This is a genomic window from Bradyrhizobium sp. HKCCYLS3013 (genome assembly GCF_051167615.1).
Classification (GTDB): Bacteria; Pseudomonadota; Alphaproteobacteria; order Rhizobiales; family Xanthobacteraceae; genus Bradyrhizobium.
Genome location: NZ_JBNPTK010000001.1, coordinates 732,917 through 747,558 on the forward strand (window position 1 = coordinate 732,917; position 14,642 = coordinate 747,558).

Here is a 14,642-nt window from a genome sequence, read left to right on the forward strand (position 1 = left end):
AAGCTCGCCGGATTGTCATCAACATCAAGGCTCTTTTGAAGGTAGGAAAATGAGAGACAAGGCTTCATTGCATTCCGTGCCGATTGTCCCTGATCCGAATTTCGCTGGTGATCCTCCGGGATACGCCGACCGTTGGACCGTTCCGAGTTTCGAGGATCTCTATCGAAACCGCCGGCCCGTCTATGTGCCGCCGCCAGCGCCGAAATGGATCGAGAAATCGCCGTGGTTCTATCGTCGTAACGAGGCGCCGCTCCGGCCGGAGTCGCCTTCCCCGGTCTCTCAAGGTGTCTCCAGCCGATCGTTCCAGATGATGGCGCCTGCTCTGGCAGCAAAGCTGCAGCCAACTGATGGACTGGCGGCTAAGGGCGGGAGCGGACAGATGGACGCGATGGCCGCGCGCGCTGCGGGCCCGGCCGTGCTGTTCGGCCTCGGCACGTCGAGCCAGCCGCAGGTTTCTGGCGCCCAGATCGGAAGTGGGGGTCTGCTCGACCTGCTGACCAGGCTCATGGCTGCCAATCCTGGTGATCGATCCTCCTCAAGGTGAATTCAGGAAGGATGCCGAATGCCATTCGGCTCATGGACCTTTGCGACTGCTCGCTGGTTAGTCGTTCTGGCGATGGTTCTGATCATCGTCCCACCAGGAAAGGCTGATCCGCTTCAAAGCGAGGCCAATTGGGATCTCGAGCACCTTGCTGTCGAGTATTGCCGGGGGCCGCTGCAGCGTCCGATTGCCTCCGGACCTGACCGGCGTATCGTTTGTTTCGACGGCTGGATCGATGACGGCATGGATCTTTCCACCATACACGATCTCCAATATGGTGGTCTATTCGTGGTCAGAAGTTTCGGAGGACAGGCTGCGACGGCTATGACCCTGTCTCGCCTGCTACGAGACCGCCATGCAGCGGTCGTCGTCTACGATTATTGTATGGCCGCGTGCGCAAGCTTTCTGCTGATCTCGTCGGACCAGGCCTATGTGACGAGTGGCTCCATCGTTGCGTGGCGCGTCGTAGATGACCTGCGGACGGATTGTGTATCGGTTGGCGACGCTGAAGATGGGCGCGGCAAGAGATTGCGGCGGATATCCTGTCCGGATACGTCTTCCGAGCAGGAACAAAAGAGTAGAGCCGCCATTCGTGCGGAGCAGGCGTTCTACGCAGAGAGAGCGGTGAAGCCCCAGTTCGAGGGTCCGCCGGACAGTCCCTATACGAGGCGGATGGTCAAGAACCTCTACGATCAGTTCGGAATCTATTCGAGGGTCGCGTGGACGCTCAATCCACGGTACGACGTCTTCTTCAAGACGAAGATCATCTATGAGGCCTACCCCGCCAGTCAAGACGATGTCGATGCGCTCGCCGCGCGGCACCGCCTCGGGAAAGTCATCTATGATCCATGAGAGATTGAAGTGGTTACCAACCAAATGTCCATGAGCAGAAATAATGCGCGGGGATAGTCCTGCGGACAAGCATTGGTGCCATCGGGTGCCTTTGCGGGGGCTCGATGTTTAATTCACGTTCATCTCATGATCCATTGACACGTCGGGCAAATCACCTTCATAAAGGCAACATCAAAAGACTTACATGAAGCCCGCGCCGGAGACCCCGCCGCGGGCTTTTTCGTGAGCCGCGGACATTCCCGGCTTCGAAGGACTGTGCCGTGCTGTCGAGCTTCACCGCGTTAGACGCGGTGAGTGCGCGACAGGCGGTTCTGCCGACCCCGCTCGCGGCGGGCGCCACGGCATCGACGTCTCGCGCGAGCCGAACCGGGAGCGATCTCTCGCGCCATCGCGCCGGCGGGACCTGAACGACTTCGACCATTCTCGGAACTGCGCAGCGTCGACCGGCGAAAAGTGCGCTCGTGACCACCGCAACGGCGGTGCGATCGGGGGGGACGCCGTGCGCTGCACGAACCATCAACAAGGATCATCGATGACCACACCCACGTCCACTTTTGTCACCTATCAGGCGGTCGGCAATCGCGAAGATCTCAGCGACATGATCTATCGCATCGATCCGGTCGATACCCCGTTCATGAGCGGCGTCGACAAGGAAAAGGCGACCGCCGTCAACCACGAATGGCAGACCCAGGCGCTGGCGCCGGCCGACGGCACCAATGCCCAGCTCGAAGGCGACGATCCCAACACCAACGTGACCACGCCGACCGTTCGCCTCGGCAACCAATGCCAGATTTCCTACAAGGTCGCGCGCGTCTCCGGCACTCAGCAGGCCGTCGACCATGCCGGCCGCGACAACGAGCTCGCCTACCAGGAGATGCTGAAGGGCCTCGAGCTCAAGCGCGATCTCGAGACGATTCTTTGCGGCACCAACCAGGCCAAGCTGATCGGCAACACGACGACGCCGCGCAAGACGGCTTCGATCCTGTCATGGATCGTCTCCAACACGTCGAAGGGCAGCGCCGGCGGCGCGGCCGATCCGGCCACGGCCGACGGCTCGGGCACCCGCACCGACGGCACCCAGATCGCCTTCACCGAGGCGCGGCTGAAGACGGTGCTGTCGTCGATCTGGATCAACGGCGGCAAGCCGGGCACGATCCTGACCGGCGCGTTCAACAAGCAGGTGTTCTCGACCTTCACCGGCCGCTCGACGGCGATCGAAGAGGCGAAATCGAAGAAGATCGTCGCCTCGGTCGATGCCTACGAATCCGATTTCGGCAAGCTCAAGGTGGTCGCCAGCCGCTTCCAGCGGCCGCGTGACGTGCTCGTGCTCGAGATGGACAAGTGGGCCGTGGCCTATCTCAACGGTCGAAACATGATCTCGATCCCGCTGGCCAAGACCGGCGATTCCGATCGGCGCCAGATCCTCGCCGAATACGCGCTGGTCGCGCGCAACGAGAAGGCCAGCGGCGGCATCTTCGACAACACCACCGCATAGTCCGATCTTTCATCACCCTGACCTGCAGGCGGCTCTCGGGCCGCCTGTTTCTTTTGGAGGTTCATTCATGCCGCTTCCCGGCAATCGTCCCCTGAACACGGCCGATCTGACGGCCTACACGCCTTCCTGCGGCGCCAGTCCCGTCGCCGCCTATGTCCGTGCGCCCTTCCGCGGCAGGCTGCTCAAAGTCGCCGGCATCCTCGGCGGCGCCATCACCACGGCCGACGGCACTGTCACCGTGACGGTGAACGGGGCGCCGGTCGCAAGCTTCGCTGTCCCGCAGTCAGGCTCCGCGGCGGGGCAGCTGTTCTCGGTGGTGCCGGCGTCGCCGGTCTACCTCAACGAAGACGATGTCATCGCCCTGTCGCCCTCCGGCGCGTCGGGAACATCAGTGCCGATGCATTTTTCGCTTGCAGTCAGGGGAGCCTGAGATGTCGTTCTTTCCCAAACAGCCATCATCCCGGATCGGCGGCACGCAGACCATCGCCTACGACGGCAGCGTCGGGGCCACCAACAAGTTCGGTCCGGGCACGTTCCAGCTTCGCCTGGCCGCGAGCTCGGCCTGCTGCTACCGGATCGGTGACGGCGCCCAGACTGCGACCGTGTCCGACGTCTTTCTCCCGGCCAACACGGTCGAATACGTCACCGTGACGCCCGGGCAGAACATCGCGGCCATCAAGGCGGCCAGCAACGGCCTAGTCACGGCGACGGCCGGCACGCTGTGGATCACGGAGCTGTCGTGATGGATGGGCTGACCATTCGCCCGCATCTCGATCGCGACGGCTCCGGCCTCGTGATCGAGCATCTCCAGGATGTCGCGCCCATCCTGGACTGGAACAGCGAAGCGCGCCGCGACGAGCAGCACAGCGACTGGGGCCGCCACGTCGCGCGCATTCCGAACGTCATCTACGTCAAATGGCTGAACGAGGAATATGCCAGGGGCAACACCCGGCTTCGCCTGTTCACGCCCGAGTTCGACGCGATCGTGCAGACGAAGCTGAATGATCCGGATTGGGCCTATCTGCGCACCGACAAGCCTGCGCTGCAGAGTGGATGGAGGGCGGAGCCGTCATGCCGCTGATCTCGAACTATTCCTCGTTGCAGTCCGCAGTGACCGAATACCTGGCGCGCGACCAGGATACGACCTTGGTGGCGCGGATCCCGAGCTTCATCCAGCTCGCCGAGGCCAAGTTCAACCGGCAGCTGTTCGTGCGGCAGATGGAGCAGCGGGCCATTGCGGTCGTCGATCTCGGCGCGAGCGAGCCGGAGTTCATCGCGCTGCCGACCGACTTCCAGTCGATGCGGCGGATACGACTGACCAGCGTGCGCGGCCAGCCTGCGCTGGAGTTCAGGTCCGGTGTGCAACTCGACGAGTATCGCTTTCGCGTCTCGGACGTCACTGGCCAGCCGCGCTACTTCTCCGTCTTCGGCGATCAGATCGAGCTCGCGCCGCGGCCTGACGCTGCCTACACGATCGAGATGGTCTACCGACGGACCATTCCGCCGCTGGCATCGAACGATTCGAACTGGCTGCTCACGCTGGCACCCGATCTCTATCTCTACGGCGCTCTCCTGGAGTCGGCGCCGTATCTCAAGGAGGACGGACGGATTCAGACCTGGGGGCTCGGCTTCACCAGCGCGCTCGCCGATCTCAATGCCCTTGGCCTGACGTCGACCTTCAACGCCGGTCCGATGGCGATGCGGCTCTCGGGCCAGGTCGTCTGAGACGCCGTCCAACACAGAGGATCACATGGCTGCCTTCAACAAGTTCAATTGCTTCGTCCAGGATGTCGCGCACGCCCTGCACGACATGCTCACCGGGACATCGCATGTCTACAGGATCTATCTCACCAGCACGGCGCCGGTCGCGACCAATACGGTCTACAACACGCCGGCCGACCTGGCGACCGGGAACGGCTACACGGCAGGCGGCGTCTCGATCGGTGCGATCACCGGCGGACAGACCTCTGGCACCTTCCGCTTCATCGGCGGCAGCGATCCGTCGTGGACCGCGGCCGGCGGTTCGATCGGGCCCTTTCAATACGCCGTGCTCTACAACGCGACATCGGCGACCAAGCCACTGATCGGCTGGTGGGACTACGGCACCTCGGTCACGCTTACCAACGGCAATACGTTCACGGTCGACCTCGACCAGGTGAACGGCATCCTGACGATCACCTGACATGGCAGCTTTTCTCGACATCTGCAGGTTCCTGCCCACCGCCGGCGGCACGACGGACTGGACCTATGCCGCGGCCGTCCAGGGCTATCAGAGCCCGGCCGCGGCCGGCGCGGTCAATGGCCGGCTCTACAAATACAGGGCCGAGAGTGCCGACCTGACGCAATGGGAGATCGGCGAGGGCGCCTACGCCTCGTCGACCGGCACCTTGGCTCGGACGACGATTCTGTTCACCTCGGCCGGAACGACGGCGAAGATCAGTTTTTCGGCTGCGCCACAAGTCGCGATCGTCGCGCTGAAGGAAGATCTCATCTCGATCGAGGAGGCGAACGCCTTCACCAGCACACAGCAGGCGCAGGCGCGGAGCAATATCGCCGCGGCTGCAGGTCCCGGCAACTGGACGCGCTCCGTCCTGACGTCAGGATCTGGCACCTACACTCTTAAAGCCGGATGCAAGGCGCTGCTGGTCCGCATGGTCGGCGGCGGGGGCGGTGGGGGCGGCGGCGGCACGACGGGAGCGACATTTGGTGGCGTCGGCGGTGACACGACGTTCGGCTCGTCGTTCCTGACCGCCTCAGGAGGAGCAAACGGCGGCCCGTACGGCAACGCTTACGCGAGTGGTGGTGGCGCGGCGGGCGGTGACCTCAATATCCGAGGTAGTCACAGCACGCCGACCGATGGTGCGGGCGGCTCAACAGGCGCGGTGCTTCAAGGCAGGAATGGCGCCAACTCTGCATTCGGCGGCTGTGGAGCAGGCGGATGGATCGGCTCCGCGGGAAGTGCGGCGGCGACAAATAGCGGCAGCGGCGGCGGAGGAGGCGGAGGCACCGACGGAGGTTCTGGCGGGCGCGGTGCTGCCGGGGGCGGCGCCGGAGGATACGTGGAGAAGTACATTGCTGCTCCGGCCGCGACATACGCGTATTCGGTCGGCGCAGCGGGCGGCGGCGGTTCTCCGGGTTCGAACGGCACAACTGGCGGCGCTGGTGGCTCCGGCATCATCATCATCGACGAGTACTACTGATGTCACTGCTCGGATTCGACGCCATCGGCAGGCTGGCGATCGCGCAACTCCCGCGCGGCTCCGCAACGAATACGATCTTCGTTGCGAGTCCGGCCGCCGTCACGCTTGCAGGCCGCGCAGCCAGCTTCCAGTCTGCACTCACTCAGATTACCGCGGCGCTCGTCTATGCCGGTGGCTCGGCGGGGGCGCGCATCGGTCTTCTCGGCGCGCAGAACGGCTGGCTGACGGCGGGCACCGCGGTCCTGTATTCGTTCGGTGCTTTCGCCGCACGCGGCGATTTCGTCGCGGCGGGAAATTCCATCACGACGGCCGGCACGATGCAGGCCGCGGGGCGGGCTCATACCGTCAGCGGCCAATCATCGGCCTTCCTTGGCGCAATGACTGGTCAGAAGACCTCATATCAGCTCGTCGGATACGACGTCGGCTACGGGCGCGGCTTCGAGGCCTGGTATCCTCTCGGCGTGGGGACGATCGATTGGAGCAGCAGCACCGATCCTGAGCAGGCCTGGTTGCCGGCGCCAGCTGTGGCCGACCATTGGCTCGGTGTTTCGGCATCGTCGATCTCGTGGAATGCGTTGTCTCCTTCGGCGCCGCCCTGGACGGGCGAATGATGTCCTCGTCGTGGTCATCATCTGTTCAAGCCTGATGCGCGCAGCCGTTTGAAGGCCCAGGTACCATCTGCGTTACCGATCTTTTCTGTTTCCTCTTGACCGCGGCGGATTTTCGCCGGCGGCAATCGATGATTGGAGGTGACATGCCTCTTCTTGCCTTTGGCGAATATCGGCCCGACGTGAGCGACTATGAAGGTCAGGCCACCCGGAACATTCAGAACGTCGTTCCTCGCGGCGATGGCTATGGCCCCTTTCCGTCCTTCTCGGCCTACACGTCGGCTCTGCCGGAGCCGTGCCGCGGTGCGTTCTACGCTCTGAAATCGGACGGCACCGTCGTGACCTTCGTCGCGACATCGACGAAGCTCTACCGCCTCAACAATACGGACTTCACCTGGCTCGATGTCTCGAAGGGCGGCACCAGCTATGCGCAGCTGTCCGCGGCAGCGCAGTGGCAGTTCGCACAGACCGGCAATCTCGTGTTCGCCACCCAGGCGAATGCGCTGCTGCAGGTGTTCGATCTGACATCGTCGACCGCCTTCGATAACGCCTTGGGCGCGCCGCCGCAGGCCGCCTATATCAGCGTCGTCGGACGCTTCCTGGTGCTCTCCGGCCTGCTGTCGACGCCCTATCGCATCCAATGGTCGGGTCTCAACAACTTCAATTCGGCGACGTCATGGGACGGCCTGACGGCTGGGTCCGATCATCAGGACTTTCCCGACGGCGGCATCGTCCGCGGCGTTGCCGGCGGGGAAGCGGGCATCATCTTCCAGGACCAGGCGATCCGGCGCATGTCCTACGTGCCGGGATCGCCGATCATCTTTCAGATCGATCGCATCACCCAGGACAAGGGTCTCTACGCGCCGTATTCGATCATCCGTGCCGGCGAGCGGATCTTCTTCTATGCCGGTCAGGGCTTTCACAAGATCGAGCCCGGCGGCCTGCCGCAGCCGATCGGCCGCGAGAAGGTCGACCGCACTTTCCTTGCCGATCTCGACAAGGGCAATCTGCAATTGCTGATCGGGGCGGCCGATCCGCGCTCGACGCGGGTGTTCTGGTCCTACAGGTCGATTTCCGGCGCGGTCGGCACCTATGACAAGCTGCTGGGCTATGATTTCCTGCTCGACCGCTTCTTTTCGATCGCGGCAACCGGCGAATATCTGCTCGGCATGTCGCAGACCGGCCTCACGCTCGAGAATCTCGACAGCATCTCGTCGTCGATCGACGCAATGACCCTGAGCCTCGACGCCTACGCGACGGCCGTCCAGCCCGAGATCGCGCAGTTTTCGGCAAATCATGTGCTCGGCTTCTTCCGGGGCAACAATCTCGAGGCGACAATGGAGAGCGCAGAGCAGGGCACCGACGACAATCGGATCATGATCCGCGGCTTCCGGCCGGTCACCGACGCGACTTCGCTGTTCGGATCGGTCTCCTCGCGCGACAAGCCGTCGGCGGCTGCTGTCGCGGGGGCAGAGGTCTCGGTCAACACGCGGACGGGGCGCTGCGACCTGCGCAAGGACACACGCTATGCCCGCTTCAAGATCAGGATTCCGGCCGACGCGTCATGGAGCTTTTGTGCGGGCGTGGTGCCGGACCTCACCGTGAGCGGCACGCTATGACGGCCTACGTCCCCGGCATCACCGAGACCGATCTCAAGAAGATCATCTTGGCGCTGCAGCAGCTCGCCGCCGGGCGCTCCAACGCCGTCGGCAGCGTCACCCTGGCGGCGGGCACGACGGCGACAGTGGTCGCCGACAAGAACTGTGCAGCCGGTTCGACCCCGATCCTGACGCCGGCGACCGCCAGCGCGGCGGCCGAGCTCGGCAACGGGACGATCTATGTGAGCGCGGTCGCCAACGGCTCGTTCACGCTCACCCACGCCAGCAGTGCAGTCACGACGCGGACGTTTCTCTATGCGCTGCTCGGCTGAGCTCGCTTGCGTCGATCCCGACCAGGTCGGACTGATCTGGCCGCGGGTGGCGCAGCGGCTGCAGTGCGCCATCTCGCGCACGGGCCTGTCGGCCTTCGCTGACGTCGAGCGTGACATTCGCCAGGGCCGCGCGCTGCTGTGGCTGGCGCTAAGCAGGGACGAGGGCGAGGTCGCGATCGATGCGGTGGCGACGACCCGGATCGAACAGACCGACGCAGGGAAGGTGTGCGTGATCGTCGCCTGCGAAGGCCGGCGTCGGCATCGCTGGCTGCCGCTGATCGGCGGCATCGAGGCTTACGCGAAGGCAGAAGGCTGCCAACGCGTCCGCATCTTCGGGCGCAAAGGCTGGCAGCGCGTGCTCGAGGGCTACGCGCAGACACACGTGATCATGGAAAAGGAGACGAGGTGATGCCGAGATTTGACGACAGCGAGTTCGATCCGCAGACCTATGGCAGCTGGGGCGAGGGTCTGCTCAAGGCGTTCCAGGGTTTGATGCCGTCGCAGCCGGCAGTACCGGAGCAAGGCAACGCCGCAGGGCCCGGCTTCGATATCAGATCTGAGGTAAATCCGCAGGCTGCGCTGATCGACCGGATGCGCGGCCTGCAGCAGGAGCAGGGCGGCTACTCAGGTCAGCAGCAGCGGCTGGGTTGGGCAAGGGGGCTAAACGCGCCATCTGGAGCCACAGGTGCGAGCGCGCCTCCGTCGTTTGACTCGACAGCGCGGAAAGGTATTGCGGGCCCGCAAGTCTCCAAGCCAGTTGCCGCGGGTGATAGCCATCTTGCGCCGTCAGCATTGACGGAAAGATTCGTCGGAGCTGAAAGCAGTGGAAACCCAAATGCTAAAAACCCGCGATCCTCTGCTACGGGACTTGGACAGTTCATTGATGGCACTTGGCTTGAGCTGATGGCTCGCTATCACCCGGAGATCAGGGGAACCCGGGAGGAACTTCTAGCGCTCCGCAACAACCCCGACCTTTCCCGCGAGATGACGGAAGCGTACCTGCACGAGAACGGCAGGCAACTTCAGAGGTGGGGACTGGCGACGACGCCCGGAAATTTGTATCTCGCGCATTTTGCCGGCGCAGGTGGTGCCAGATCTGTTCTTACGGCTGATCCTGCAACACCGTTGGATCAGTTACTCAAGCCAAGCGCGATGAAGGCGAATCCGTTCTTAGCAGGAAAGACCGCCGGCTATCTCAGAGACTGGGCCGAAAAGCGGGTAAGTGGCCGCCATGCGGGCGGTACTTCTGCTCCGCAGCCTACGAACACCAGTCCGGTCGATCAGGAATCAGAAAGATCCTCGGCGCAGCCTCCTCAAGATGGCCGCAGCGTTCGCACTCTCGTGTCGCGACCGGCTTATTGGTGAAATGGAAGTCTTCAACCATCCCGGCATTTGCTCGAGATGCGTTAGCTGCTGATCCGATCAACAGCCAGGCAATTGATTCTCAGAAAAGAAGGCTCCTCGCCAATGGGCGGACAATCATCCAGCACGCAGACCCAGCAATCCCAGACGCAGCCGTGGCAGCCGGCGCAGCCGATGTTGCAGAACATCCTGTCTCAGGTCGGCAATGGCCTGAACAATACCGGGCTGACCAGCGCCGAGACTGGCGCGCTCGATACGCTCAAGCAGAACGCGGCGCAGGGTAATCCCTATGCCGGCAGCATCGGGGCCTATGCGCAGTCGCTGCTCAATGGCGGCAACGCGCTGGCGCAGGCGCCGGCGGCCCAGGCCAATCTGCAGACGTTGCAGGGGCAGCTGACGCCTTACGCCAATGGCAGCATGATCGGTAACAATCCTGCGCTCGCGGCGCAACTGGCGCAGATCCAGAACGATGTCGGCACGTCCATCAACGGCCAGTTTGCAGCTGCCGGGCGCGACTTCAGCGGCGCCAACCAGATGGCGTATGGCCGCGGCGTGGCGGCGGCGGAAGCGCCTGTGATCGCGGCCCAGTACAATCAGGACGTCCAGAACCAGCTGAGCGCGGCCAACGCGCTGTACGGCGCCGGCAACACGACGGCCAACATGCTCGGCGGCATGCAGCAGCAATCCCTCGCCAACCAGGGGCAGGGCGTGACGGCGTCACAGGCCGCGCTCGATGCGCAGAACTATGGCGCAAATGCCACCTTGGCGGAGGAGGCGCAGCGCCGCGGAATTCCGGTGCAGGCGCTGGGGCTCCTGGCACAGATCGGAACGCCGATCGCTCAGCTCGGTCAGCAGACCAACGGCACCATGACCGGAACACAGGAGATGTCCGGTGCCGATCAGTTTGCGAAGATCGCCGGCGGAATCGGCAGCCTGCTCCAGCCGTTCAGCGGCGCCTTTGGCAAGAAGTAGCTCGGTGCAGCATCTCGAGGGAGCGGTAGTGAATGTCAGATGAATCAGAGCACCTCCTGACGGGGGCGGCATTCGAACTGGAGAATGCCGGCTATCGGCCGATGCCGGATCCGGAGGAGCGGCCGGAGCGCGAGGCGCTCGACGGCGACGTTGCGTCGCTGCGCGACGCTGCCGAGCAGCGCACCAATCTACGCCCGCCAGTGATGGTCCGGGAGTATGTCGACGAAGCCGGCAACGTGGTCGATCGCGGCGAGTCGGTCACGCTCGATCGCGCGGCGCGTGATCACGCGCGCGTCCGGGCCGCTGAGGCGGGTGAGGCATCTCGCGGGACGTCGGATTCCGATCCGGGCGACCGCTTGGGTTGGCCGGCAAATGGTGAGCCCGACGGTTTCGAGCCGGATTCGGACGCTGCCGAGTCTGCTGCCGAGACCGATCCGGCGCAACATGATGCCTCGTCGCGACTTGCGCCTGACTTGGAGAAGGTGTTGCAGCATCCGCAGGTGCTGCAGGCGATCGAGGAGAAGATCGGCGAAGCCGAGCAGGCCCGCCAATCCTACCAGGAAGGTCTGGCGTCTGCCGTCCAGATTGCGCAAGCGAGCTTTCTCAGCCAGTTTCCCGAATTCGCCGGCATGCCTGCCGGGCAGGTCCCCGCCGCGCTCGAACGGATGTCGCGCGAGGATCCGGCAAGGTTTGGACGCATCCAGGCAGCCGTCGCGATGTCGGATCAGTTGCTGGCACAGCAGGCCGAGGCGCAACGCCAGCACGCCGAAGCGGCTCAACGGAGCTTCCAGTCCTTTGCGCACGACCAGGACGGCCGGCTCGAGGACATGCTGAAGAGCGAGCCGCGCGCTATACGCCAGGCCGTTGCCGCGGAGATCATGGCGTCGGCAAAGGAGAGCGGGATCTCGGCGTCGGAGCTCAACCGGCTGTTCCAGACCGAGCCGCTGATGCGCCACGCCACCTTTCAGCGGATGATGTACGACGCGGCGCGATATCGACTGATGATGCGGGCAAAGGATGCCGCGGTGACGAAGGCTGTCCCGCCCGTGGTGCGGCCGGGTGTCTCAGTCTCGTCAGGGGAGCGGGGACGGACGGATCTGCGGGCGCTCAACGCCCGCCTGACATCGTCGGGGGATCTCAAGGACGCGGTCGCTCTCTACCAGGCCCGCAGATCCGGCAGGCCGTGAGACCACCGATGGCAAACCCCGTTCTGGCTGCGCTTGCCGAGGCGCGCAGGCAGCGCGCTCCGCTGTTTGCACGCTGGTGTGAGCGGGAGCGCGAGACGTTCTGCCCGGCCTCGCCGGCGGCGGTCGCCCGCTTTGCCAGAGCACACGCCGGCATCGGTGTCGAGCCGCTCTGGGAGGCGATTCTCGACATCTCCAGAGCTCATGTCTCATTGGGACTGGCTGATCCCACGGCGGGAGCGCCGGTCGCGATCGTCATCGACGGCATCGCCAACCTCTCGCCCCCGCAATCCTGGCCAGGTCCCTGGAAGGAGCGCTTCAAGGCCTTGCCCCACGACCTGAAGCGTTTCATCGCGGACCACGAGACGAGACGCGAGAAGAGCTTGAGACGCACGCAGCACGCGCTCGCGCATACGAACAAGATGCTCGTACGGCTCCGATCGGCGGAGCGTACGATGAAGGAGGATCAGACCGGTGAAGCAGAATCGCAGCAATCCGACCATCGAAGACAGGATTCAGGAGCTTCGGGGTGAGATCGAGCGCGTCGTGCAGACTCGTGTGGACGCGATCGCAAGAGAAAGTCCCGGAGTGCCCAAAGGGGTGATCCGCAATCTGCTGATCGCCAGGGCGCCGTCCTGTGCCTGCGAGCAATATCTGACGCTACGGCGAGAGACCTAGCCATGGATGCGTGATCGATCATCGGGCACGTGCCGCGATCCCCGCATCGAACAGCCACAAACCGGCCCCTGCAGCCCGCGCGGCTGCCATTTCTATGTGAGAAGCAGAATGACACTCTATCGATGGTCGCAGACCGCATCGGCGGATGCCACGGCCGATCCAACGATCAACTGGTCCGAAGGACAAGTGCCGTCGAGCATCAACGACTCCGCTCGGGCCATGATGGCGGCGACCGCAAAATATCGCGACGACATCGCGGGCGCGATCGCAACGAGCGGCACGAGCACCGCCTACGCCGTAACGAGCAACCAGCAATTCGATTCGCTGCCGCATCTCAACGGACAGATCATCGCGTTCACGCCGCACGTCACCAATGGTGGGACGTCCACTCTAAATGTAGACGGCCTTGGTGCGAAAGCACTGAGAACCGCCCCGAATATCGAGCTGCCGGCCGGCACAATTGTCCAAGGCACCCCATATGTGGCCGCTTACAACAACAGCGATGGCGCCTTTTACCTGCATGGGTTTTTCGGCAATCCTTACAATGTTCCGATCGGAGCGAGTCTTGAGTTCTGGGGCTCGACCGCGCCGAACAGCTCGTTTGTTTTCCCGTATGGGCAATCGATCAGCCGCACAACTTATTCCGTCCTATTTGCACTTATGGGAACAGCGTTTGGAACGGGGGACGGATCGACCACGTTTAATCTTCCCGATTTACGGGGGCGCGTGACCGCGTGCGTGGACAACATGGGCGGAGCGACCGCCAATCGTCTCGTAAGTGGCGGGCTTGCCAGCGTGCGCCACAGCATCGGCGGGTTTGGCGGTGAAGATGCGCACGTCCTCGTTATTGGTGAGATGCCAAGCCACGCTCATGGCGTGAGCGATCCCGGTCATAGTCACACCGTGCAGAGTTACGCGCCCGGTGGAAATGTGAACGCTGTTGCAGGCAATTTCGCAAGTCTGGCCACCCTGAACACAAGTTCTGCGCTTACCGGAATTAGTATTCAGAATTCAGGTGGTGGAGCGGCACACAACGTCATGCAGCCAACGATTTTGTGCAATCGTATCCTGAGGGTGATTTAGTCGTACGCCAGACGATGCCTGCCCGCTTCTGGCATATAAAAGAAACTATTGGCCCAAATATCGGCGCACTGACAATTCGCGAGAACGAACGCAGTCGCGGCGAGCTCGACAGTCTATAGAGCATAAAATCGTGCTCAATAGCGACTGGCGTGCTTCCGAAAGCGTTGGTCCACCATTGTTTGAGATCAGCCGGCGAGTGGTAGAAAACGTCCGTTTCGAGCTGGTTCAGCATAAAATCAGCCCACGCACGGGCTGATTTACCTTCGCGATAATAGCCGAACCCCAACCGATGGCAGATCTCTAGATACGCCTTGGCGAGGTGTCGATGCATTCGATGCACGAAATAAACACCAACATGCCCCTCGAACCACGCCGCCCTCGACGGAAATAGAGCGATAAATACCCCACCTGGTTTCAGGACGCGTGCGATCTCCGCTAGGGCGGCTGGCGGATCAGACACGTGTTCAAAAACTTGGTTCGAAATCACCACGTCGAAAAATGCATCCTCGAACTGAATACGCGTCCCATCAAGCGGCTGAAAATGGCTGGGGCGTTCCGAAGCGGGAGCAGTACGGTCGACTCCGAAAAACTCGTACCCCATTGAACGGCCAAAGGTCACCACCTCTCCCCGACCACAGCCGTAGTCCAAGACTTTCGGGTTAGCAGTTCCGGAGGCCGAGACGGCACGATCAAACACATAACGATAGTTCGGGTTCATGGAGCTCATCTCAAGGCTG

General features: G+C 63.1%; 19 protein-coding genes. 18 read left to right on the top strand and 1 reads right to left on the bottom strand.

Translation table 11 applies throughout. The annotated features are described in order from the left end of the window. Nucleotides 1-49: 49 nt before the first annotated feature. The 18 genes from ACQR1F_RS03560 (at nucleotide 50) to ACQR1F_RS03645 (ending at nucleotide 13,905) form a co-directional block, all read left to right on the top strand. Nucleotides 50-544, top strand: coding sequence for a hypothetical protein (locus tag ACQR1F_RS03560; RefSeq protein WP_434847666.1), 495 nt, complete (start codon nucleotides 50-52; stop codon nucleotides 542-544). 18 nt (nucleotides 545-562) lie between these two features. Next, on the top strand, nucleotides 563-1,393 hold the full coding sequence (locus tag ACQR1F_RS03565; protein ID WP_434889063.1) for a hypothetical protein: 831 nt from the start codon (nucleotides 563-565) through the stop codon (nucleotides 1,391-1,393). A gap of 532 nt (nucleotides 1,394-1,925) precedes the next feature. Next, entirely contained in the window at nucleotides 1,926-2,888 is a 963-nt protein-coding gene (locus ACQR1F_RS03570) for a DUF5309 domain-containing protein (RefSeq protein ID WP_431336318.1), read from the top strand. Nucleotides 2,889-2,955: 67 nt separating this feature from the next. Then, complete coding sequence (locus ACQR1F_RS03575; RefSeq protein ID WP_316216944.1) at nucleotides 2,956-3,318, top strand: hypothetical protein; 363 nt, start codon at nucleotides 2,956-2,958, stop codon at nucleotides 3,316-3,318. Nucleotide 3,319: 1 nt separating this feature from the next. After that, nucleotides 3,320-3,631, top strand: coding sequence for a hypothetical protein (locus ACQR1F_RS03580; protein ID WP_316216943.1), 312 nt, complete (start codon nucleotides 3,320-3,322; stop codon nucleotides 3,629-3,631). Beyond that, a complete protein-coding gene (locus tag ACQR1F_RS03585) occupies nucleotides 3,631-3,969 on the top strand; it encodes a hypothetical protein (RefSeq protein WP_316216942.1) in 339 nt (112 codons plus the stop codon). The genes ACQR1F_RS03580 and ACQR1F_RS03585 overlap by 1 nt, the downstream gene beginning before the upstream one ends. Beyond that, nucleotides 3,960-4,613 carry a phage adaptor protein gene (locus tag ACQR1F_RS03590; RefSeq protein ID WP_434912529.1) on the top strand — a complete coding sequence of 218 codons (654 nt, stop codon included), beginning with the start codon at nucleotides 3,960-3,962 and terminating at the stop codon, nucleotides 4,611-4,613. Before ACQR1F_RS03585 ends, ACQR1F_RS03590 begins: the two co-directional genes overlap by 10 nt. A gap of 25 nt (nucleotides 4,614-4,638) precedes the next feature. After that, nucleotides 4,639-5,070, top strand: coding sequence for a hypothetical protein (locus ACQR1F_RS03595; protein WP_316216940.1), 432 nt, complete (start codon nucleotides 4,639-4,641; stop codon nucleotides 5,068-5,070). Nucleotide 5,071: 1 nt separating this feature from the next. Beyond that, nucleotides 5,072-6,088, top strand: coding sequence for a hypothetical protein (locus tag ACQR1F_RS03600; protein WP_434912530.1), 1,017 nt, complete (start codon nucleotides 5,072-5,074; stop codon nucleotides 6,086-6,088). Further along, a complete protein-coding gene (locus tag ACQR1F_RS03605) occupies nucleotides 6,088-6,699 on the top strand; it encodes a hypothetical protein (protein ID WP_434880207.1) in 612 nt (203 codons plus the stop codon). The genes ACQR1F_RS03600 and ACQR1F_RS03605 overlap by 1 nt, the downstream gene beginning before the upstream one ends. 143 nt (nucleotides 6,700-6,842) lie before the next feature. Next, nucleotides 6,843-8,315 (top strand): hypothetical protein, encoded by a 1,473-nt coding sequence (locus ACQR1F_RS03610; RefSeq protein ID WP_434912531.1) that lies wholly within the window; start codon nucleotides 6,843-6,845, stop codon nucleotides 8,313-8,315. After that, a complete protein-coding gene (locus ACQR1F_RS03615) occupies nucleotides 8,312-8,626 on the top strand; it encodes a hypothetical protein (RefSeq protein WP_434837769.1) in 315 nt (104 codons plus the stop codon). The genes ACQR1F_RS03610 and ACQR1F_RS03615 overlap by 4 nt, the downstream gene beginning before the upstream one ends. A 46-nt stretch (nucleotides 8,627-8,672) precedes the next feature. After that, nucleotides 8,673-9,035 carry a hypothetical protein gene (locus tag ACQR1F_RS03620; protein WP_316216935.1) on the top strand — a complete coding sequence of 121 codons (363 nt, stop codon included), beginning with the start codon at nucleotides 8,673-8,675 and terminating at the stop codon, nucleotides 9,033-9,035. Further along, entirely contained in the window at nucleotides 9,035-9,991 is a 957-nt protein-coding gene (locus ACQR1F_RS03625) for a transglycosylase SLT domain-containing protein (protein ID WP_434912532.1), read from the top strand. Before ACQR1F_RS03620 ends, ACQR1F_RS03625 begins: the two co-directional genes overlap by 1 nt. A 102-nt stretch (nucleotides 9,992-10,093) precedes the next feature. Then, nucleotides 10,094-10,960: a tail fiber domain-containing protein gene (locus ACQR1F_RS03630; RefSeq protein WP_434837772.1), complete on the top strand. Its 867-nt coding sequence runs from the start codon at nucleotides 10,094-10,096 to the stop codon at nucleotides 10,958-10,960. Nucleotides 10,961-11,196: 236 nt separating this feature from the next. After that, entirely contained in the window at nucleotides 11,197-12,147 is a 951-nt protein-coding gene (locus ACQR1F_RS03635; RefSeq protein ID WP_434912533.1) for a hypothetical protein, read from the top strand. Nucleotides 12,148-12,155: 8 nt separating this feature from the next. Continuing rightward, the gene (locus tag ACQR1F_RS03640; protein ID WP_434880202.1) at nucleotides 12,156-12,677 is read left to right on the top strand and encodes a hypothetical protein; all 522 of its coding nucleotides are present in this window, start codon (nucleotides 12,156-12,158) and stop codon (nucleotides 12,675-12,677) included. A 253-nt stretch (nucleotides 12,678-12,930) separates the two neighbouring features. Beyond that, nucleotides 12,931-13,905, top strand: a complete 975-nt coding sequence (locus tag ACQR1F_RS03645) for a phage tail protein (protein ID WP_316216930.1) — start codon at nucleotides 12,931-12,933, stop codon at nucleotides 13,903-13,905. Here the strand turns inward: ACQR1F_RS03645 and ACQR1F_RS03650 are convergent. Continuing rightward, complete coding sequence (locus ACQR1F_RS03650; protein ID WP_316216929.1) at nucleotides 13,859-14,623, bottom strand: class I SAM-dependent methyltransferase; 765 nt, start codon at nucleotides 14,621-14,623, stop codon at nucleotides 13,859-13,861. The two genes, ACQR1F_RS03645 and ACQR1F_RS03650, sit on opposite strands and share 47 nt — an antisense overlap. Nucleotides 14,624-14,642: the final 19 nt, after the last annotated feature.